Source organism: Xylanibacter ruminicola 23, from assembly GCF_000025925.1.
GTDB classification, from domain to species: Bacteria; Bacteroidota; Bacteroidia; order Bacteroidales; family Bacteroidaceae; genus Prevotella; species Prevotella ruminicola.
This window is the reverse complement of sequence record NC_014033.1, coordinates 3,355,420-3,378,500: the sequence shown is the minus strand read 5'-3', so window position 1 is coordinate 3,378,500 and position 23,081 is coordinate 3,355,420. Positions and strand designations below refer to the sequence as shown.

10 protein-coding genes are annotated in these 23,081 nt (G+C 47.5%); 1 reads left to right on the top strand and 9 read right to left on the bottom strand.

Going from position 1 to position 23,081, the window contains the following annotated elements:
* Positions 1 to 5: 5 nt before the first annotated feature.
* The 9 genes from PRU_RS14065 to PRU_RS14020 all read right to left on the bottom strand — a co-directional run bounded on the left by PRU_RS14065 (position 6) and on the right by PRU_RS14020 (position 18,880).
* Positions 6 to 1,490, bottom strand: a complete 1,485-nt coding sequence (locus PRU_RS14065) for a TolB family protein (protein WP_013063945.1) — start codon at positions 1,488 to 1,490, stop codon at positions 6 to 8.
* A complete protein-coding gene (locus PRU_RS14060; RefSeq protein WP_224082997.1) occupies positions 1,474 to 3,132 on the bottom strand; it encodes a DUF6057 family protein in 1,659 nt (552 codons plus the stop codon). Before PRU_RS14060 ends, PRU_RS14065 begins: the two co-directional genes overlap by 17 nt.
* A gap of 137 nt (positions 3,133 to 3,269) precedes the next feature.
* On the bottom strand, positions 3,270 to 5,393 hold the full coding sequence (locus PRU_RS14050) for an endo-1,4-beta-xylanase (protein ID WP_013063764.1): 2,124 nt from the start codon (positions 5,391 to 5,393) through the stop codon (positions 3,270 to 3,272).
* Positions 5,394 to 5,412: 19 nt separating this feature from the next.
* Positions 5,413 to 6,447 (bottom strand): DUF5627 domain-containing protein, encoded by a 1,035-nt coding sequence (locus PRU_RS14045; RefSeq protein ID WP_013065175.1) that lies wholly within the window; start codon positions 6,445 to 6,447, stop codon positions 5,413 to 5,415.
* A gap of 34 nt (positions 6,448 to 6,481) precedes the next feature.
* Positions 6,482 to 8,251: a RagB/SusD family nutrient uptake outer membrane protein gene (locus tag PRU_RS14040; protein ID WP_013063196.1), complete on the bottom strand. Its 1,770-nt coding sequence runs from the start codon at positions 8,249 to 8,251 to the stop codon at positions 6,482 to 6,484.
* Between the two features lie 13 nt (positions 8,252 to 8,264).
* On the bottom strand, positions 8,265 to 11,066 hold the full coding sequence (locus PRU_RS14035) for a SusC/RagA family TonB-linked outer membrane protein (RefSeq protein ID WP_013063376.1): 2,802 nt from the start codon (positions 11,064 to 11,066) through the stop codon (positions 8,265 to 8,267).
* Between the two features lie 36 nt (positions 11,067 to 11,102).
* Positions 11,103 to 13,001 carry a RagB/SusD family nutrient uptake outer membrane protein gene (locus PRU_RS14030; RefSeq protein ID WP_041386357.1) on the bottom strand — a complete coding sequence of 633 codons (1,899 nt, stop codon included), beginning with the start codon at positions 12,999 to 13,001 and terminating at the stop codon, positions 11,103 to 11,105.
* Positions 13,002 to 13,013: 12 nt separating this feature from the next.
* Positions 13,014 to 16,148: a SusC/RagA family TonB-linked outer membrane protein gene (locus PRU_RS14025; protein WP_013065530.1), complete on the bottom strand. Its 3,135-nt coding sequence runs from the start codon at positions 16,146 to 16,148 to the stop codon at positions 13,014 to 13,016.
* A gap of 242 nt (positions 16,149 to 16,390) precedes the next feature.
* Positions 16,391 to 18,880 carry a glycosyl hydrolase 115 family protein gene (locus tag PRU_RS14020; protein WP_041386356.1) on the bottom strand — a complete coding sequence of 830 codons (2,490 nt, stop codon included), beginning with the start codon at positions 18,878 to 18,880 and terminating at the stop codon, positions 16,391 to 16,393.
* A 188-nt stretch (positions 18,881 to 19,068) separates the two neighbouring features.
* On the opposite strand from PRU_RS14020, the gene PRU_RS14015 reads away from it, so the two are divergent.
* On the top strand, positions 19,069 to 23,073 hold the full coding sequence (locus tag PRU_RS14015; RefSeq protein WP_013064354.1) for a hybrid sensor histidine kinase/response regulator transcription factor: 4,005 nt from the start codon (positions 19,069 to 19,071) through the stop codon (positions 23,071 to 23,073).
* Positions 23,074 to 23,081: the final 8 nt, after the last annotated feature.

The window sequence follows — 23,081 nt, the reverse complement described above, 5'->3', positions numbered from 1 at the left end:
TTTGGTTATCTAATTGTTACCTGTTGTCGCTTGCCATCAAACACCTGTCTGTGAACCTCATGTACATCCAGACTTACTGGTGACTTGGTGAAATCGGGCACATTATACGAGTCGAACAATTCACTGTAGTATTTCTTGGGATTACGCTGGGGCAACAAGAACGGCTTGGTAACACGGCCTTTATCATCTATAGATGCCAGGTAAAGTTGGGCATACTCGCCATTCTCGCGTTTCGACGAGAACACAAACCATCCACTGTTTGAGCTCCAGTTATGAAAGCTCTCCGTCTTACGACTGTTTACCTCCTTCAACTCACGCATCTCACCAGTTTTCAAGTCCATCAGCCATAAGTCGGCATCATTCTGGAACACCGGGAAATTACTATGGTCGCTCACACAGAACATCAGCCAGCGTCCATCGTAAGAAGGACGAACCAACGTATAACTCTTACCGGTAGCCGCAGTATTTACCAGTGTATCAACCTCGTTACCGAAAGTGCCTGTCTTCCCATCAAAGGCAATCCGGCAGATGCTACACTTCACCTTCTCGTACTCAGCAGGCAGATTGCATGGTTTCGAAGTGCTGTAATACAGATACTTACCATCGGGCGAGAATGCGGGGAATATCTCCTGATCCTCCGTCTGTAACAATGGCGAGAGTATCAGTTGATTGGTCTGAGTATCTAAGAGAATCAGATCGCTAAAGCGGTGATAAGCCTCAATACGTTTCTCGGTACCCACATGGAAATTCTGATGCACCGAATTCACGGCGTAAGCACAATAACGCCCCGACGGATGCCAGTAGGCATAGCTGCCAGCAGCCTTGGTAGAATCGGTACGGGTATTCAGCCATTGCTGGTTGCCATTCTTCTGCACCAGGGTGCCACCACCTTCGCCACGGAACTGCATGGTAAGCGTAGAAGGATTGGTCTGGTTAGCTGTATGACAGTTGATGCAATGGCCGTAAACAGCACTCACCTTCAAAATGGCAGTCTCGTCGAAACTGTGCAAATCACGCTGATAGATACCGATGTTAGCGCCACCCACCTCATAACCAGGTGGAATTCTACGATAAGTCAGGCCATAATCCTCTAAGGGCAGTTTGCTCACATACACCTTGAAATCATCATACTGTGTCCACTGGTCATCATGCTCCACACAAACAGTAAATAGCAACTCACCACCTGCATTCTGTTGGGTCAGCTGTTGCCATGCTTCAATATCAAAGTCAGCCCATTCACCTTGTACATGCAGTTCGCCTCCTTTAGAGCCACGAACCGTTACATCCAACAGATCCACATTGCCACCCACGAAATTAAAATCCAAGGGAGCAATACCCGCCGGGATAGTCACCCCTACATAATCGGGATAGATAGCAGGCACCTGATGCACACGAGTTGCATGCTCCACCTGATGGCGACAGCCCTCCAGCATGACCAGACAGAAGATCGCTGTCAAGACAATAGAAATATGATTAATGAGCTGTTTCATACACTTGATTGTTTTGTTGTTGCTGTGCTTTCGCTAACATCCTACTGATAAAGGCGGCATACGGCGAACCTGGCACATTACCCTGACGCTGGATACAGTTCAAGGCATCTTGATAACCACGAGGCATCTGCATATAGCCTCCACACTGCTCTACCCATGGCAATGCCTGCTGGAAGGTGGGCGCATCGCCGTTCAACAGGACCTGCGCCACGAAATAATCCAACGCCATGGTGTTCGATCTGTTTCCATTAAACAAGCTACCCAGCATCGAAGCCATCTCCGGGTAGTAGAACAGGAAATCCTGCTTCTGTCGATATTGTCGCAACTTTCCCCAAACAGAATGGGCATTAATCCCAGCCTCATCGCCCAGATATTGCTCTGCCTCTTCTGCCCAGTTCTTATAAAACAGACTGTTCTTCAGGAGCGCCAGATGTTTCCTGGCCAAATCGTATTTCCCATTGATAATATAGCACTCAGCGATACGCTGGGTAAAACGTCCGCTCTTTCTGCCATTATTGATCGACTCCTGCATATCAAACATATACCGTTGTGCAGAATTAACCATACCCAAACGATAGAAAGCCTCGGCAGCTGGTATATTCGAGAATGGATCGCGTACCATATTCATTAACAAGGCATCGATTCCGCTCTGGTAAAAGTCGAACATTCTATCAGCCAACTGGCGACGTTCTGCCAATGCCAGATTCACGCTGTTAGACCAGAATGCCGTTTCCACCGTTTTCTGTTCGGCCCGTTTGATGATGTCGTCCCAATGTTCGTTTCTGATTTGATAGTCTTGCCATACCAACTCGTAGCGCTCATCGGCATAACCACGTGTCACAGCCAGCCAACCTAACACCACAACGGCAATCGCCTGAACAGGCCACTTTAATACCTTATTTATATATAGTCGGTCAGCCAACACACATAACAGCACGGATAGTGGCACTATCCATAGCAGGGGAACCACCGATGGACTACGATAATAGCCCATAGAACACATCACCGAGTGTAAGGGTAACTGCTCCAGCAACGTATGCCACAACACCAGTTGTATGGCCAACAACCATAATGGCAGCCAGATAAAGCGCTTGTAATCCACCACAATGCGTAATGCTACATACAGCCATGCCATCGGACCAATCAGCCAATATACCAATGGTGTCAGAACCATTTCCTTGCAGATATCCAACCAACGATTAGCAACACCAATCTTAGCCATCGCCAGAGAAGCCATAATAGCGATAGGAAACGAAAGAAGCACATCCAGATCGCCCATCGCCCAAAAGAGCAAAATAGCAGGAATCAAACTCAGCAGAAAAGACTCTGCTTTTAACCAGCTTGCCACCATCCGCTGATAGCCGATAAAAAGCAAAGCCAGAATCATTGCCCCCAACCACAGCAGGTAATAAAACTGCACCATACATGTTTCGAGCCATTCAGCAGCCCCTCCTGGATGCCCCAAACATCCTAACAGATAGTCAGGCGTCCACAAAAACAGTTGGTATTGCTCTGCGTAAGAAAGTGCATGCGGCAGATATCCTCCCCAAAACAAAAAGATCAAAGCGCCAAGAAAAACTGACAAAATCCAATTCTTTTTGGCAGCCGTCTGGAGATATCTATTGATGTATTCAGGCTTCATAAATCTGATCTTTCAAAAAACCCTGCAAAATTACACATTTTTATTGAATCTACCAAGAAAAAAGCCTGGACTTTCACAAGCCCAGGCTCCAAAAACAATGTAAAGTTCTAAAATTGTCTGCTCATAGACAAACAATATCATTTACCGTTCAAACCATCAGCAAATCCGCCGTAGGTATGTTTACGGTTATAATCGAGATCCCAGAGACCTACAGGCTCACCCTTGCGCCAACCTGAGTTAGTTGGAGCATCGGTAATGCACCACTGGCAGATACCATACTGCTGGTCAGCAGGGATAATCTCAAAGTACTTCTCGATGATGAACTTATAGTAAGCAGACATAGCCTTATGCTGCTCCTCGGTCATATTCTCTGTCTTAATAACATTGCCGGCTTCATCCTCACAGCCCATATCAAGCTCAGAGATCTTAACCAGCTTCTTGCTACCAGCCAGAATGTTCAGCATGTTCACAACAGCCTCTTCATTAGCCTTCTGCTTGTCGGCATTCATGCTGCAGGTTACGTGCATCTGACTACCGATACCATCAATCTTGGTCACGCCGTCAGCCTCCCAACGCTTAATCCAAGCAACCAGACTCTTGGCCTTGTTGTTCTGATCCCAAGCAGCCTCAAGGTTATAGTCGTTGATGAAGAGCTTCATATCCTGTGGACCATACTTGCGAGCCAGCTTAACGGCAGTACGAACATAGTCGATATCGCCCAGATAATCCTGCCAGAAGAAGCTCTCGGTTGCAGCCTTTTCAGGATCTTCCTGATCCTTCAGGTGCTGCAAAGCATATACGCCCTCAGCATCGGCATGTCCGCTTGAGAGTGCCTCGTTTACTACGTCCCAAGCCTTTACCTTACCATCACAAGCAGTCATGATACCACCGATCCACTTATCCAGAGCATAAGTCAGTGTATCCTTCTTCTCTTTCTCTGTCAGAGGCAGTGTGTTCATCTTTACGATGTGGTCAACCTTCACCGATGCGATGTCAATAACACCATCGAAGCTACCAGGCTGGAGTACCAGGTTACATGACTTGGCAGGGATATTATCATAGGTAACCTTCACATCCTTCCATTCAGTATCAACCTTCAAAGTTCCAGATGCAGATTCGCCAGAGCCCCAGCCCCAGCCCATATTAAGAGCCATGCTGCCAGCCTTTGAAGCTTTTACACGTACGGTTGCAACATAAGTACCCTCGATAGGATGCGGAATGTTATCAGCAATGAAGTACTGATACCATGAACCTGGGTTCTCTGAATGCAGACAGCCATTAACAATTGTTGGCTCGTAGCCCATCACATAATATGGGAACTTACTAACATCCTTGAACGAGTAATCATAATCGTTAACTGCAACCTCGATAGCAGGTGATTCGTAATGAACCAGACGAACGGTCTGAATATCAAGAGTACCGTCATAGCTACCAGGCTGAAGTACAAGGTTACACTTCTTTCCACCAGGAATTCCGGTAAAGTCGACCTTCTGCTCAGTCCAGTCTGTTGTAATCTTCAGTTTACCCGAAGCTGACTCGCCAGAGCCCCAGCCCCAGCCACAGTTCAGGGTAAGACCATCATTTGCAACAGAACCTTTGACCTTTACAATAGCAGTATAATTGCCATCGGCTGGGATAGAAATACCATCAGCAATAAAATACTGATACCATGAACCAGGGTTCTCTGAATGCAGACAGCCATTAACAATAGATGGCTCATAACCCATCACATAATAAGGGAACTTTGACATGCCCACAAAGTCACCAGAATAGTCTTCCTTCTCAAGCTTCGCATTAGGATCGATGTCGAGCTCCTTATCTTTGAGCAGCTTCTCCAACCACTTCAGGGGCTGCTGAGCATGCCAAGCCAGTGTGTGACCATAAACCGACACACCATTGGCCTCAGCATTATCAACAAATGCCTGAACATTCTCGAAGTTCAGATTACCATTCTCATCCACACACGAAGCCATTTTCATTGCATTTCCTGCTGTCAGCTCCATGAAGTTGGCATTAGCCAGACGTGTAACAAGACCGTTGGCATTATAGTCATCTGCCTCCAAGGCCACTCCCAACTTGAAATTGGGAGAAGCCTTAGGGTTAGAAAATGTTTTAAGCGCATCGTAATCATTCAGGTACTCATAGTCCTTCAGATTCTTAGTCTTATCCTTAAAGATGTTGATCATGTCTGTGTCGGCACATGAAGCGAGGCCACAGACGGCGACAACACCACAGATGATATTTGAAATATTACGTTTCATAATCTTTCAGAATTATTTTTTATTTTACTACGAAAGTTTCGAGCTTGGTCTGACGATCACGCATAACCAGCGTATCAGCGCTCTTCACAATCTTATGACGCTGAACAGCAGCCCAATTGTTATTGGGATCATAGTCAGTGTACTCATAATCGATGGTATAGTTGAGCACGATCTCGTCGCGATCCTTACCACCCCATGCATTCTTAGCGCCCTTCAAAGTCCACTTACCTGAACCAGAACCGGTGCAGCCTGCAGTAGTAGGAACTACTGTGCAGCTCTCGTCCTGACCAAAGGTCAGCTTGAGGTTACATGGCAGTGATACGATGGTCTTCTTATACGCTTTCGCAGCATCATCATATCTGTAAGCCTCTACTGTTGTAGGAACAGAGTAGTTGCTTACTGCCAGACCTTCGGTAGTAAGGTAGCGGATCTCGTTCTTCTCCAGGTACTCAGCCTCACGGGTCTCGGTCGACTTCACACCATTCAGATCAATCTCATCAGTACCATGACTAATCCATGCGCCTGTATATTTGTTGATATACTTCAAACCGTAAAGGATATAGTCCTTACCAGTCAGTACCGAGTCCTTAGCGCCTACAATACGCAAAGGCAGTACATAATTCAGACTTGTAGCCTTGGCATCGTCAAAGAACTTATCAGTGAGCTGAACCTTCACTGCACCCATCACCTTTCCATAAGGAATGGTCAGTGTATTGCTCAACAACTCATAATAATCCTCGGGCAAAGCCTGGACAGGTGAACCATTCTCGAAGGTCTTACCGGTAACCAGTGAGTTATCCACAGCCACCTGAATGGTACGATCCTGACGGTTCTTCCATACACCACCTACAGTGGCATATACCTCGAACTGATGCTGGTTGTCAAGTTCTGTAGGATAAACATTGTCACCCAGTACAATCGTTCTGATAGGAGTCTGCTTGGCAAAGTAGACGGTCTGATAGTCAAAGTCGTCAAACTCCACCTCCTTGTTTTCACAAGATGTGAAAGCACTCAGCGCGCAGATTCCACAAATGAATGCATATATTCGTTTCATTTTCTTTTTTACTTTTTAGTTTTACATTGTTTTATTACCAGCCCTGGTTCTGCTTCAACTCATCGAACTTCAGCATCTCAGAGTAAGGTACTGGACCATAGATCATGTAGTCCTTATAATCGCGCTTATCAACCTCGATGGTGGTATAGGTCTTCTTACCATCAACGGTCTTAATGCTGATACCCTTAGCGGGCTCTGTCAGGTTAGCCTTCCAACGACGGAGATCCCAGAAACGGAAGCCCTCGAAGCTCAGCTCAATACGACGCTCGTTACGGATCAGCTCGCGCATCTTATCCTTGTCGTTCTTAATGCTCTCCAGATAGTCGTTACCCACACCAGCACGCTCGTGCAGAGCCTTGATGATGTCGTAAGCACTATAGCTGTGGTTACCCTTACCTGTTGGGCCCCAAGCCTCGTTGGCAGCTTCAGCATAGTTCAGGAAGATCTCGGTAAAGCGGATACGAGCATTGTAGTGCTTCTGTGTGGTTTTTGCCGAGGGATCCAGGTTAATCTCCTGACGCAACAGCTTACGCATATAGTAACCTGTACGGGTAGAAGAACCAACCTCGTTGTTCAAACCATCACGGTTCTGTGAATCATCCACTGTAGTGTTGATAGCCGTGTTATCCTTACCTGCACCGTTGCCATCATAAACAACGTACGCAGTCAGACGAGGATCACGATCAGCATAAGGATTAGCAGCATTGAATCCACTCTTTTCATTATCGATAGGATAACCGTTGGCCATTGGGAAGGCATTGACGAAGTTCTGAGTAGGATTGATACGACCCTTACCATAGAGTGATGGAGGGAACATGTCAGCCTCGCGGTCGTTGCTACCGCTCTTCTCCACCTCACCTCTCCAAAGGATTTCCTTTGGCAGCTGACCAGCTGAGAGGGCATCAATCTCATTGTTGCAGTACCAGGTCCAACCATTAGGATCCATACCAGCTACACCACCAATACGGTCCAGAACTACTGCTGCATAGTCGGCAGCCTGAGCCATGGTAGCACCCGACTTTTCGAAAGCAGGGCTGGCTGCCAGCAGAGCAGCCTTAGAACGGAAAGCCTCGACAATGGCACCCGACATACGGAGCTGGAAGTTAGCACCGAACACACGGTTGTACTGACCAACGTTTGCACCCTGATACTTTGAAGGAATCTCACTGGCATTCTTAATATCCTTATAATTAGTAGGCAACAATTCCAAAGCACGGTCGCAGTCATCATAGATGGCCTGCAGGCACTCTGCAAAAGTGTTACGTGGCAAATTGAACTCGCTACTTGCATCCTCGGGCTCAGTTACGATGGGCACACCCAGCAACTGACCATCGGCAGTCATACCACCATGAGCCTGCAACAGATAGTACATATACATGGCACGCATACCATAGGCCTCACCCTTCTCACGGTCGTTAAACATACGCGAAGCCATCTCGTCATTAGCCCAATTCACCTTGTCGGCATTAGCCAGGAACAGGTTGAGATACATGATGGCAGCACGGCAGTTACGCCAACGCTCTGATGGGTTCTCGTTCGAAGTCCATGTACCTGAAGCAATCTTACGCCAGTCGTTTGTAGCGTCATTGCTCACAGCATCGTCGGTAGCCACCTCGCTGAATGGGAAGTCAGCGCAGGGGATACGTGTATAAGCATTACCCAATACGCCTTCAGCGTACTGAGGGTTTTCATACATATAGTCCAGACCGAGGTTGTTTTCAATAGCAGGCTCAAACAGGTCATCACATGATGTGAATGCTACCGATACTGCGGCCAGAGTCAATATATTAATAATCTTTTTCATATTTATCTTATCTTTAGAGATTTACCTTCACACCAAGATTATACATACGTGTCTGAGGAGCAGTACCTACGTTCAGTTCCATATACTTGCGCTCTTTGGCAATAGTCAGCAGATTGCTGCCACTTACATATACAGAAACACCCTTCACGAATGAATCGCCAGCGAAGATTGACTGAGGCAGATCATAAGTGAGCTGAACCTTGTTCAGACGGAATGCAGAAGTAGAGTACTTCCAGAAATCAGAAGCGACGAAGTTCAGGTCGCCACTCTCTGTGGTCAGACGAGGATAAGTAGCCGTAGAGGCTGTCTCTGGAGTCCAACGGTTCAGCACTACATCCGAGTATTTGCCGTCGCCATATACCCACGTATCCTTGCCATTCTTCAGGCCATTGCCACCAAAGGTGCCAGAACCCTGAGCAAAGAGGGTAAAGTCCTTATACTTTACAGTGAAGTGTACACCCATCTGGAATGGAGCAGTCCACTTACCGATTACCACCTGGTCCTTAGAGTCGATGATACCATCACCATTCTGGTCCTTATACTTCAGGTCGCCAGGCTTGGTGTTGTTATTAATCTTTGCAGAGTTAGCTACATCGTCGGCATCCTTGAAGAAGCCAAGGCACTCGTAACCACGCATAGCCTCGATGCTCTGTCCCTCAGCCTTCAACCAGTCGTACTCTACGTTCTCGTCCCACTTAGTGTTCTTCGAAGTATAGTACATAGCCGAAACACCGAAGTTAGTATCAAACTCACCAAACTTCTGATGTACGTTCAAGGTCAGGTCAACACCAGTACGACGCTGATTGTTGTAGTTGGTGTTAGCCAGGAAAGTAGATACAGGCCAGTAAGTCTGGAAGTAGCTTGGATAGATAGTCGAAGCTGTTGTCAGCAGACCGTTTGTTGAAGTGGTGAAGAAGTTGGCATCGAACTTCAATGCGCCTTCCCACAACGAACCAGTCAGACCAGCACGGAACTCCTTACGCTTAATGAAGCCGAGGTTATAGTTAGAACCCTGCTGCGAATCGCTGGTCTGCATAGAGTTAGCAACCTCGTTCCATCCCCACCATGTACCGGTAGCAGTGAAAACGTAGTCGTACATATAGTACTTCTCGATATCAAGGTCCTGATTGATGATACCATACGAAGCGGTCAGCTTCAGATCATCTACAGCCTTCACATTACGCAGGAAGCTCTCGTTCTTCAAGCGCCAGCCCAGTGATACTACTGGAGAGATGGCCTCACGATGACCCTCTGCCAGTTTAGCTGAGTGAATGGCAGCCATTGAGAGGTCTGCATAATAAGTATGAGCATAGTTATAAGCCAACTGCAAGCCAAGGTTAGCATTGCTGGTACGGTGATACTTACCATCCTCACTAATCTGATAGCCGTGAGCCAACAATGTAGCGTTGAGGTTGTGGTCACCAAACGAGCGGTCGTAGTCGAGCTGAGCCTGCATCAGGATGAACTGCTTGTCATGACTGTTGCTGAGGTTCTGAGTACCAGTGCGCTTATCTGTACCATACTTGGTAATCGATGTGATCAGATCCTGACCAGAGTAATTATTCCATTTAGCCTCGTAAACAGCATACTCGTTGTTGATAGAGGTGTTATACTGTGTGTGGTAGTCAACAGCGAACTTGGTCTTCAACTTCAGGCCCTTTACCAGACTGTTCAAGTCGAAGTTCATGCCCATATCAAACTGCATCTGACGAGAGGTGTACTTGTTGTAACCTGCTGCATACATAGCTGCGAATGGGTTAGTCTGCTGCGACTGAGTACCACCAAGGAAGTACTTACCATCGATGATATAGTTAGAGTTCTGAATGGTCTTCAGCGTTACAGCATCAGCTTCCTCCACATACGAGATGGGGATGAATGGCACCAAAGGATACTGACTGGTAGGACGCATAGTAGCCGACTCACTCCAGAAGTTACTATTATCGTTACGGGCATCGTAGAATGTGGCATTGGCGTTTACATAACCGTCAATCCAGTCATTCAGACGCAGGTCGATGTTACCACGAACATTCAAACGAGTGGTATGATTGTTCTTACCCTCGCCGAAGTTCATCAGGCTACCAACATTCGACAAACCGATATTGGCATAGAAGTGAGCCAGACGACCACCACCTGAGAACTCAGCTGTACCATCGTAACGCTGATAGGTCTTTTTAATATACTGGCTATCAAAGAAGTTGATGTTTGGATAACGGTAGGGATTCTCATTAGAGGCATAGTGATAGATATCATCCTCAGAGTAAACGGCAGCCTTACCATCGTTCTGCAGAGCCTCGTTATAAAGCTCCATATAAGCAGCCGATCCCAGATACTTAGGATAGCTCTTTGGAACATAGAGCGAAGCATTACCACGAACACTTACATTCAGACCGTCGTTACGACCATGCTTGGTAGTAATCAGAATCACACCTTTTGCAGCACGGCTACCATAGAGCACTACTGCCGAAGCGGCCTTCAGGAAGGTAATCTGCTCAATCTCGGTGGGCAGTACATTGTTGGCATCACGGGGCACACCATCAACAAGCACCAAGGCCTCACCCTGATTCCAAAGCTGTCCGTTATAACCGCCAACCAAAGCATCCATACCATCCAGACTATAGGTTGTATAGTCCTTCTTGGCCTGCTCTATCATATTGACAGTTGAAACACCTCCCATCAGATCAGCCTCGTTGACTGTGCGGAAGGCCACATTCACCTGACTTGCCACAGAGTCGGTATATTCCTTCTCTGTCTGTGCCACTGCTGCTACAGGCAGCAGAGCGGCGCCAAGTGCAATATTCTTAATTATATGTTTCATAAATCAATGTTCTTATAAATAATAGTATTGATGATCTTACCATCCTGGATTCTGACCAAACTCAGGATAAAGTGTTGTATCCGATTTCTTAAGTGGCAGCCAGTAGTGCTTCTTAGAGAAATTACGCTTCAGAATCACCTTCTCGCTCCATTCTGCAACAGTGTTCTTTGTAGGATCATCCACATTCATATCGCCTACACGCAAGAATTCCTGTGATGTCTTGATGTTATAAGGATACTTATCCAGGAGGAGCCAACGGCGCAAGTCGTTGAAACGGTGACCCTCGAACGAGAGCTCTACAGCACGCTCACGACGAACCTCGCTCATGAAATTGTCGAGTGAAGCAGTGTTCTTATCGGCAACAGCAGCTACGCCAGCACGCTCGCGCACCTTGTTTACTGCGTCAACAGCAGTCAGCTTGCAACCTACAGAACCTGTAGCACTACCAGTAGCCTCGGCAGCAGCCTCAGCATACATCAGGTAAACATCCGACAAACGCATCCAGGGGATATGCATGTGAATCTGTGGCGACCATCCATAACCATCGTCCACTTTGTTACACTTGGTAGAAACGAACTTATAGTTAAAGTAACCTGTACGGGTTCCACGGTACTCATCACGATACTTACCATTGGTCTGCATGTCAGCATAACGCCAATCCTTGAAACCGTCGTCTTCCTTTACAATCATCTGACAGCCATCATACTTGATGTCATGATAGAAACGTGGGTCGCGGTCCTTCCAAGGATGAGTCTTATCAAACTGAGAATCGCTATCATCCAAAGGCAGACCGTTAGCCATACCATAGTAGTTTACATAGTTGGCAGTTGGCATAAAGGTTACACCACTGTCGTTGATATCCATACCACCATAGCACTTTACCTGTCCCCAGGCTGAGCAACCCCAACCAGAACCATAGGTAGGACCACGGAAGATAGCCTCGGTGATGGTATTATCCTTATTCTGTCCAGGCATCTTACCTGAACCATCCATTGTTACGAAGTTCTCAGAGTACTCGTCGAATGGAATCAGACCGAACTGTGTGTTACCACCATCAACAATGTTCAGCAGTTCACCAAATGCCTCAGCAGCACGCTTAGCAAAGTCCTTATTATAGGTAGTAGCACCTGTCGACTCCTCGTTCATCAAAGGACTGGCAGCCCACAACAGATCCTTACCCAGATAACCGAGGGCAGCAATCTTAGTTACACGCAACTGGTTCTTACCTGCAGTTACACGTCCTACAGTAGTCTTATCCCAGTCAACAGGCAGCAGGTCGGCAGCCTTACGGAAGTCGGCAGCAGCCTTCTCAGCGCACTCGGCATAAGAGAGACGAGGCAAAGTAAGCTTCTCACCAGCGGGAAGAACAGAATCGATATAAGGCAGACCACCAAAGTACTGCATCAACATGAAGTGGAACCAACCACGGAAGAAGTAAAGCTGACCGGCAATCAGATCTTTCTCCTCCTTGGTAGCGGTGATCTTATCCAGATTCTCGATACCCATGTTAGCCTTGCGGATACCATACCATGCCAAAGGCCACATAGAGTGCTTGAAACGGTCGGGACCATTAGCACTGGTTGTCTCGTTGCTAGCACGATCCATCCAACCAGACTGCCATCCGTCGAATTCACTCTGCCATCCCCAGAAGTCACCCTGGTCAACCTTATAACACATGTGATAGTTCACATTGATGTTCATAATCTCATCCTCACCCCAGTTCCAAGAGTTAGTCCAGTAACCGTTGGTAGGATCAGGCTGACAATAGTATAATTCCTCTACAAAGCCCTGGAAGTTATGGAAATCCTTGTAGGCGTCAGTATCAGAGATATCTGATTCTGGGGCTTTGTCCAAATAGTCGGTGCACGAAGTCATACCCAGACTCAGGGTCAGGGCAGCAGCACCTATCATTATATACTTATTTAGAAATTTCATTGTTTTCTTTTTTTATAGGTTGATCTTAAGACCTAAGTTAAAACGCTTAACAGTAGGATAGGCTCCCTGTGAAGCGAGACCAGTTCCAGCGAAGTTCGACTCACGGTCGTCTGGCATACGGCTCCATACCCAGAGGTTGTTACCATTCAGGAATACCTTCAGACTCTGTGCACCCATCTTCTTAACCCAAGGCTGAGTGAATGTATAGGCAATCTCAGCATTCTTCAGACGGATGAATGAACCATCATAGTGGAAACGTGTGCCCTCGTAATAGTCGGGCTTAGAACCCCAACGTGGCATAGGTGCGTCGGCATCCATGTTATCCACGGTCCAGTAGCTACCCTCATCATATACGGTATCGAGTTTTCCACCAGGCAGAGAGTTGAAGGCTACATAACGAACCACATTACGTACGCCATAGAACTGCATATAAACGCTGAAGCCCTTCCACTCCCAACCGATAGAAGCACTATAGGTGTTCTGTGGTGTGCCAGTCAGACTATATGGAGCTGAATCGTTTGAATCAATCACACCATCACCATTGTAGTCGTGGATGATGTACGATCCGGGCAGTTTCTGATCATCATTGGTATTGAAATCGGTCATACCAATAACCTGGTCCCAAGTGTTAGCATAGCCAGATGTCAGGTTTGCATGATCCTGACCAATGGCAAAGCCGGTCTGCTTCTGATAATCGGGCAGTCCAGGAGCATCATCATACTCCAGAATCTTATTCTCAGCATGAGTCATGTTGAAGTTACCCCAGAAACGCATGCCATTATGAAGCACCTTGTTTACACGGAGTTCCAACTCATAACCCTTGGTACGAACACGACCCAGGTTAGCAGTGGCAGGTGTAGCACCATAATAAGAAGGAATAGAACGGTTAGCACCAGCAATCAGAATGTCGGAACGCTTCTCGTGGAAGATTTCAATCGATCCGGCGAACAAACCATCCAACAGAGAGTAGTCGATACCTAAGTTCTGCTTGATAGCCTTCTCCCAGTGTACATCGGGGTTACCTACAGAAGACTCTTTATACCATGTGTAAGGACTGGTCTCAGTCTGCAGGCCCTGCTGAATGTTACCACCATATGCCCACTGTGTAGCATAGAGCCAACGACTGTTGATATAGTCATCACCAACCTCACCATAAGAGTAACGGAACTTCAGCATGCCGATATACTTCTTCAAAGGCTGGAAGAACTTCTCCTCACTAATCAGATAACCTACGGCACCTGAGTTGAAGAAAGCAAAGCGGTTGGCACTTGAGAACTTCTCTGATCCGTTGTAAGCACCATTGTACTCAAAGAAATATCTGCCACCATAATTATAAGTGGTACGGAAGGCCCAGTCCTCACGATAGTTAGTGAAGTTACCACCCGATGTGCGCTCTGTACGGTTGAATACACCCATGGCAGTTACATCGTGCTGACCGAACTGACGGCCCCAGAACAACTGTCCCTGATAGAACAGGTTACGCTGTGTGTTCCAGTTCTGAATAGAACCACCATTAGTACTCCAGAGGATACCCTCGTGGTAGTCGAAGTTGGTCTTACTGTCCTGAGGCTGAGAATACTTCTCCTGACCAGTCTCAGGATCAATCCACTTGGTCTGTGTAGAGTGGTTCATATCGTTGATACCACGGTTCACCTCAACAAACACGTTATCCCAAGATACCGTAGCCGAAGCACGGAGTCCTGGTGTGATGAACGACAGATCCTGCTCCAGGATAAAGTCGGTATTTACGCGCGTAGTAGTATTGGTGGCCGAACCATGACCAGTTGCAATATCCTGCATAGAGTTATGAGCACCCTGAGTGTCGTCGGGATAGTAACCCCATGTACCGTCACTGTAACGAGGCATGAAAGCATCTGTTGGTGTGCTGTAGGCAGCCTGCCACAACTGACTCTCATACCATGAACCGGTGTCGATACCATACAGACCCTTCTTCTGACCATGACTACCGAACAGGTTCGACTTCAAGACTGTTGTCTTAGTAATCTGGAAGTCCAGGTTTGAACGTACGTTGATACGGTTGAAACCATAACCGGCATTATAACCACGGTTATTATCAAACTCCCTATACAAGTCACCCTCGTGCAGGAAGTCAACCGAAGCAAAGTACTTTACGGCCTTGGTGCCACCCGAGATGTTAACATTAGGATTGTAAGAGAAAGCCATCTTTTTGAAGAGCTCGTCCTGCCAATCCACATCAGGATAGCGCTCGCGCTCTGCCTGATCGATAGGGTTACGATACTTATTCAGGATTCCCTCTGGTGTAATCTTACCCCATGAAGAAGGAGTGAGACCTAACTCATGCTCGATAGCCTGGTTACGAACGGCCAGTGCATCGGCTGAGTGCAGCTTTCCAGGCAGTTGTGAAACCACCTTGGCAGTAGCCTGCATACCGATTTCGATCTTGGCCTTACCATCATTACCACGTTTGGTAGTAACCAGAATAACACCATTGGCACCCTTCACACCATACACGGCTGTAGCAGAGGCATCCTTCAGTACAGAAATGCTCTGTACAGAGGCGATGTCGATACTTCCGAGTGAACGCTCAATACCATCCACCAATACAAGAGGATCGCTTGAGTTCCAAGAAGAAATACCACGGATCACAATCTTTGGATCCTCATCACCTGGCATACCAGTAGACTGCATGGTTACTACACCAGGCAGATTACCTGTCAGGGCAGCACCAATGTTGCTCACACCGCCGGCACGCTCCAGCACCTCACCTGTGGTCTGGGTAATAGCACCTACCACCGAGGCTTTCTTCTGCTGGCCGTAACCAACTACTACCACTTCCGTCAACTTGGTGTTGTCGGTCAGTGTCACCTTGAAAGTGCGCTGCTTGCCCACCTTCAGTTCCTGAGTGTTCATTCCCACATAAGAGATCACAATAACTGAACTCTCAGAAGGAACCTTCAACTGGAAATTACCGTCAAAGTCCGTTACCGTACCCTGACCAGTGTTTCCCTTCAAAACAACCGATGCGCCAATCAGAGGCTCACCCGCATTGTCAACGACCGATCCCTTAATGCTAACACTGCCTACCTGCGCCTGCGCGAAAGCAGAGCAGAAAAGTAGAAGCAAAGAAGGAACAGCACGTTTCAAAAGACTTGTTAGCTGTTTCATTTTGATTGATTTTGATACATAATTTGACTATAGTTAATTGAGATAAAAAAAACTTGTTTTGATTCTACATACTTTTTCGACTTACAGACTAAAACGGTCGCAAAAGTACATATTTTAAGTAAAAAAAGGGTTAAAAAGAAGAAACACAAACTTTATATTCAGTAACAATTAAAGAAAAATGTTACAAAATATAAAGTCCGTGTTACAGAAAACAAAGAAAACTAATAATATAGAGTTAGTTTTTATTGTAAATTGTACGCTTTTTGTGACTCTTTACCGAACAGATACTGCGACTGATAACCACCCAGATCAATCACAATCTTCTCGAAAACGATGCCCGGATCCTGAGGATGGAGGGTCAGTGTGTGTACCTTCTCATTGGCATCAACTGGCAACTCCACTACCATCTCAACCACACGCTTGGCAATCGTTGGGTAGTAAACCGTGTAAATATTCTCAGGCTTCTCGTTCAGGTCTTTATTAAAGTTCACAGCCACGGGCTGCTTGCCATCGATAGCCAAGTCGTAAATCAAGCCACCCTTATCCAGGAAGTCGAGAGTTGATTTTGTCACCACATGCACCTTTACCGTCTTTACATCAGCAGCCTTGAACTGATAAGTCAGTTTGGCCTGATCGGTAGAAGCAGTATAAGGCATCAGCGAGATGCCACTCAACGTACGCCCCATATAAGGAATCACCGTCCAAGTAGCATTTTTAGCATCCTCACGACTATAGGTATGCTCAGCCTCTATGCTGATATAACCATCGCTGGGCGAGAATACCGGTCCGCTGACAGGGGTGGGCACCTCAACCAGACGTGGGCAAACATCGGCACGGAAGTTATCGTTCCATGTGCGATAGCTGATATGTTTCTGGATCATCATGCCATCCCACTTACCGCGGGCCATCACCTTATTATAATAGTTACACAGCAACGAATCGCGTTTAAAAGCCTGACGACAGCGGTCGGCCCACTCGTTGGCTTCTGGATCATGATTCTTAGCCAGCTGCAGGTTCATGGCCTGTGCATAATACATCTCATAGATATTACCCATGGCCTGTACAGGGAAGAGCACAAGCTGGCGATAAGCATCCTGGCACTCAGGTTTCAACTCTAAGAACAAACGCAACGCACGGGTTTCCAAGGCCTTGTACTCGTTTACCACACGTTCAAACTCGTCACAGGTATAGGTACGTGCATCCAACATCTCCGAGGTGATACGTCCGTTGTACTTGCAAACCAGGTTCAGGATTGATGCAGCCTCATCTGCATGCGGCACACCAAAACTCTCGGCACAGAAATCACGGGTGTGATCCAACAGATTGTCAACCTGATACTTAGCAGGATCCCAAGCCATATCCATAAACAGTTGGATAGGATACTCCATTGGCTTCAGATCACCTACATTCAGTATCCACAGTTTCTGGATGCCACCATTGTAGGCCAACTGCAACTGCTCCCACATATTCTGAATGGGCGTTACATTAATCCACTTCGAGTTACGGGGCGCACCCACATAATCTACATGGTAGTACAATCCCCATCCGCCTTTACGTTTCTTTTCTTCAGCAGTAGGAATACGGCGCACGTTACCCCAGTTATCGTCACAAAGCAGAATGGTTACATCATCGGGCACACGCAAACCGGCATCATAATAATCCTGTACCTCTTTATATAAGGCCCAGATCTGAGGTGTTTCCTTAGCCGGACGCTTGGTCACCTCTTTAATAATACGACGCTGGTTATTGATAATCTCCTCGAGCAAACGCGTATCAGTACCGTTTCCCATAGCCTCATCACCATCGCCACGCATACCAATGGTCACAATGTCGTCGGTATTCTTCATACGCTCGATACCCTCACGGAAGAAGCGATCCAGATTATCTTTATTCGTAGAATAGTTCCAAGCACCCCACTCTTTACGATGGCGAGCATACTCCTGGTGGTTACGTGCCATAGGCTCGTGATGCGACGTACCCATCATCACACCCATCCTATCGGCTGTCTTCAGGTTCTCAGGATCATCGGCATAGAAAGCCCATCCCCACATGGCTGGCCACAGGTAGTTACCTTTCAGACGCAGAATCAGCTCAAACACCTTTTCGTAGAACTGATGACCACCATAATTGGTATCAAAAGTATTCTTTACCCATGTAGTCAAGCAAGGCGCCTCATCATTCAGGAATAAGCCACGATAGCGAACAGCAGGCTCGCCGTCGGTATACTCACCTTTATTAATATATATAGCAGCATGCTGCTCTACAGGTACGTCGGCCCAATAATACCATGGCGACACACCGATCTGCTTCGACAGCTCATAGATTCCATATACCGTACCACGCTTATCACTACCGGCAATCACCAGCTGACTGCCGATGGTCTTAATGATATATTTCTCGGTCTTACCCTTCAAACCAGGCAGCACACCCTGCTTCACCCATTGGTCAATCTGCGGGTTACACCCCACCGTACCAACCAGCACCTCGGCGGCACCCTCCGAGAGCGATGCTTTCCGCCCCGTTACTTTCTCAAAATCCACCAAGAGATTTTTGGCTGCCAGCTGCACACAACTATGCTCTTTCTGACTCAAGCCAACAGTCAGGTTCTTCAACTGCCAGGCATCAGCCTCTGGCAGGAACGACACAAATTGGCTGGCCGCCTTCAACTGAGAGACAGCTGTTACGCACACCAAAAATGCCAATGTCTTCAACAAAATCAGTCTTTTATTCATCACTACGAATGTTACAAATTATATAATTTTGCGCAAAGATAGGGCATTTTTGGGAGTAAAACCACATTAAATGTATCAAAAACTTTAATATTTGTAACATTTGTTTGTTACATCACGAGAAATGCACTATCTTTGCAACATATAAACAATAAAACGACTAACGCAACCATTTAATTACTAACAAAACAATGAAAGTTAAGTATATACTGACTCTAGCTACTTCACTTCTCTCGTTGAGTGCTTTCGCCCAAAGGGGAAAGTTCTTCACTACCGATCATCAATTATCAAGCAGCTTTGTAACACAAGTATATCTTGATAACGAGGGATTCATCTGGACAACCACCCGTAACGGTATCAATCGCTACGATGGTTATCAGTTCCGCGTATTCAAGAAAGAGAACGAGCACGACAGTTCACTGGCCAGCAACTATGTGAACAGCATGATGCAAGATCGCAATGGTTTATTTTATTTTGGTATGTATGGCGCCCTGCAGACGTGGGACGGCACCAAATTCCATAATGTCACCATGTACGACAAGAACGGCAACGCCGGTCACAGTTACCCCAACTGCTTCCTGGAGCGTGCCAATGGCGACGTACTGGTGGGAACCTCTGGTCTAGGTATCCTGAAGTTCAAGGATCAGAAGACAGCCTATCAGGAGAAGGGACCTTTGGCGACCATACACACCGTTAACAGTATGATTGAGGACCGTACAGGTACCCTGTGGATTGTTACAGAGCACATGGGCCTCATCTCATACAACGGCAAGACCGTCAAGCGCCATATGCAGAACCTGCCCAGCGTGGTGTTCTCATGCCTCTGCGAAGGTGCCGATGGCATCATCTATGCCGGTAGCACCAACTGCGGTGTATTCAGAATGCAGGGCGACACGTTCGTTCACATTGCCGAAACAGGTACTAAAGCCGTATCATCGCTCTATTGTGCCCACGATGGTAACATTGTGATTGGTTACGATGGTCAGGGTATAGCCCTCTATAATCCCCGCAAACCCGAACTGATTGATAACCCGTTCTTCTCACTCGAGGTTAACCTTCCTATGAGTAAGGTTTACTCTATTACCGAGGACAAGAGCGGCAACCTGTGGTTCGGATTATTGCAGAAGGGTATCTTTATGCAGCCCATCAGCTTTAAGGGCTTCCACTACATGGGACATAAACTTGGTGCCCATAATATATTAGGTACAGCCTGCGTCATCAGCGTTATCTTGGACAGCAAGAAGCGTGTATGGGTGGGTACCGATAAGGACGGGCTTTACTGCTACGATTTCTACAGCCAGGCCTCTAAGCACCTTAAGGACCAGTATCCATCAGTCATCGTATCGCTGGCCGAAGACCAGAAGGGACGTATCTGGTTAGGTACATACCGCGAAGGTATCGGCTGGGTTGATCCTGTTACCTTCCAGTATCACCGCGTACCATTCCCCATGGATCCCAACCTGATTGTAATGGACATAGCCGTGGGCAACGATGGCTACCTGTGGTTGGGTACCATGAAACATGGCATTGTGAAGATGGACCCCAACGACGGACGTGTGCTGGCCATTTACAAAATGAAGGCAGGCGCTGATAAGAACAGGAAGATGAACTGCATTACCAACGATTATGTATCGCAGGTTCAACTGTCGCCCGATGGCAAACGTTTGTATGTATCCACCAGTATGGGGTTATGCTGTCTCGACATCCCTGCCAACAGCTGGACAAGCACCTTTGGTATGAACTGTCTGAACTACAGCACCCCTGTAAGAATTACCCGCGAATACGACGGTAACCTGTGGTATGGTACCAACGAGGGCTTGTTCCGCTACGATCTGCGTACCCACAAAACCCAGCAATATACCCGTGCTGATGGTTTGGCCGATAACGGTATTGCCACCATCGAACGCGACCTGCAAGGCCGTCTTTGGATAGGTACCGACCACGGACTGAGCTGTTTCACACCTAAATCCGATATCTGGCAGAACTATTTTGTGGATGATGGTCTGCAGAGTAACGAGTTCAGCGATGGTGCCTCATTCATGTCGCCCGATGGTATCCTCACCATGGGTGGCACAGCAGGTATCTCGTGGTTCGACTCTCACCATATTGCTCCTAGCAAGTGGGAGGCTGAGGTTGAGCTCACCTCCTTCTCTATCAATGGTCAGCAGGTAAGTCGTGCCACCCATTCAGGCAGTTATCTGGTTACCGATACTACCATCATTGCCAGCAACCGTTTCGAACTCAGCTATAGCGATAACACGTTCTCAATCCAGTTCTCGACCCTTACCTACGAGAACCCTGAACACATATCTTATTTATATAGTATTAATGGCGAGCCATTCAACCGCTTGCAGCCAGGCGAGAACGTGCTTACCCTGTCGCACCTGCCACAAGGCACCTACCGATTCAGGGTTAAGGCCGAGCGCAATAACGTAGAAACACCCGTAAGAGAGTTCACGGTGGTTATCCACAGTCCGTGGTACCGCTCGGCTTGGGCTTATTTCTTCTACGCTATGGTTATCGGTATGTTTGTATGGCAGTATTTGGTTTACCGTCGCCATAAGGAGCAGGATAAGCTGCGCCTCCAGGCCCATATCCATGCCGAAGAGATGGGCGAGGCCAAGTTGCGTTTCTTCATGAACATGAGTCACGAGATCCGCACCCCAATGACGCTGATTCTCACACCGTTGCTCTCGCTTATCAAGAACGACAACGATCCCAGCCGCAAAGCAGTTTACGAAACCATCCGTCGTAATGCCGAGCGTATTCTCAGTCTGATTAACCAGATGATGGACCTGCGAAAGATCGACAAGGGTCAGATGCAGATGCGAATGCGTGAGACCAACCTGGTAAGCTTTGCCAAGGATATCTACGACCTGTTTGATAATCAGGCCAAGACCAAGCAGATTAAGTTTATCTACGAACACGATAGCGATAAGATTCCTGTATGGATAGATCGCCAGAACTTCGATAAGGTACTTATGAATGTACTCTCGAATGCTTTCAAGTACACCCCAACCGGTGGCGAGATAGGCATTCGCATCAGTCATACTGACGAATCGGCCACAATCGCCATCTACGACAATGGCGAAGGCATCCCCGAGGATAAGATGAACAAGATCTTCGACCGCTTCTATCAGACGCCCACCACGCTCAACGACCGTTATGTGGGCACTGGCATCGGTCTCGACCTTACCCGTTCGCTGGTTGAGCTGCACCATGGTACCATTACCGTTCACAACCTGGAGAAGGGCTGTGAGTTTGTGATTACCATCCCTATGGGCAACAGCCATCTGAATGCTGACGAGATGATTACCGAAGCCGAAGCAGCCGAGGCCGCCGAGACCATCACCCCCGAACTGCTGTTGGAAGAGGAGCCCGAGACAGAGCTGATTAACCCGATGAGCGAGATGACACCTGGCAACCGCAAGCTCACTCTGGTGATTGCCGAAGATGATGAGGAGATTCGCAACTACCTTGAGAGCGAGCTCTCGAAGGATTACGATATACATGCCTGCACCAATGGTCGCGAGGCACTTGGCGAGGTAATCCGCACCAAGCCCGACCTGGTACTGAGTGATATCATGATGCCCGAGATGGATGGTAACACCCTGTGTACCCGCATCAAAACCAATCCTAACACCAATTCTATCCCAGTAGTACTGCTCACCGCCAAGAACCGCGACGAGGACAAACTGGAGAGTCTGGAGACTGGTGCCGATGCCTACATCGTTAAACCATTCAACATGGAGATTCTGCGCCGCACCATCATGAACCTCATTAACAAGCACCGTCTGCTGCGCCTGAAGTACGAGCGTAACGACAGCCTGGAGGAACAGATTGACGAGATTGAACTCAAGTCGCCCGACGAGAAGCTGCTGGAGCGCATCATGGAGTGCATCAACAAGAACCTGAACAACTCCGACCTGAGTGTAGATATGATTGCCGATACTGTTGGTATCAGCCGTGTACACCTGCATCGCAAGATGAAGGACCTTACCGGCCAGACACCTCACGACTTTATCCGCAATATCCGCCTGAAGAAGGCCGCCCAGCTGCTGGCCAACCAAGGCATGAACGTTACCGAGGTGATGTATGCATGTGGATTTGCAAACTCAGCCTCGTTCTCTACCGTATTCAAGAAATTCTACGGTATGTCGCCACGCGACTATATGAAGGAGCACGAAGAGCGCTAAACAAAAAA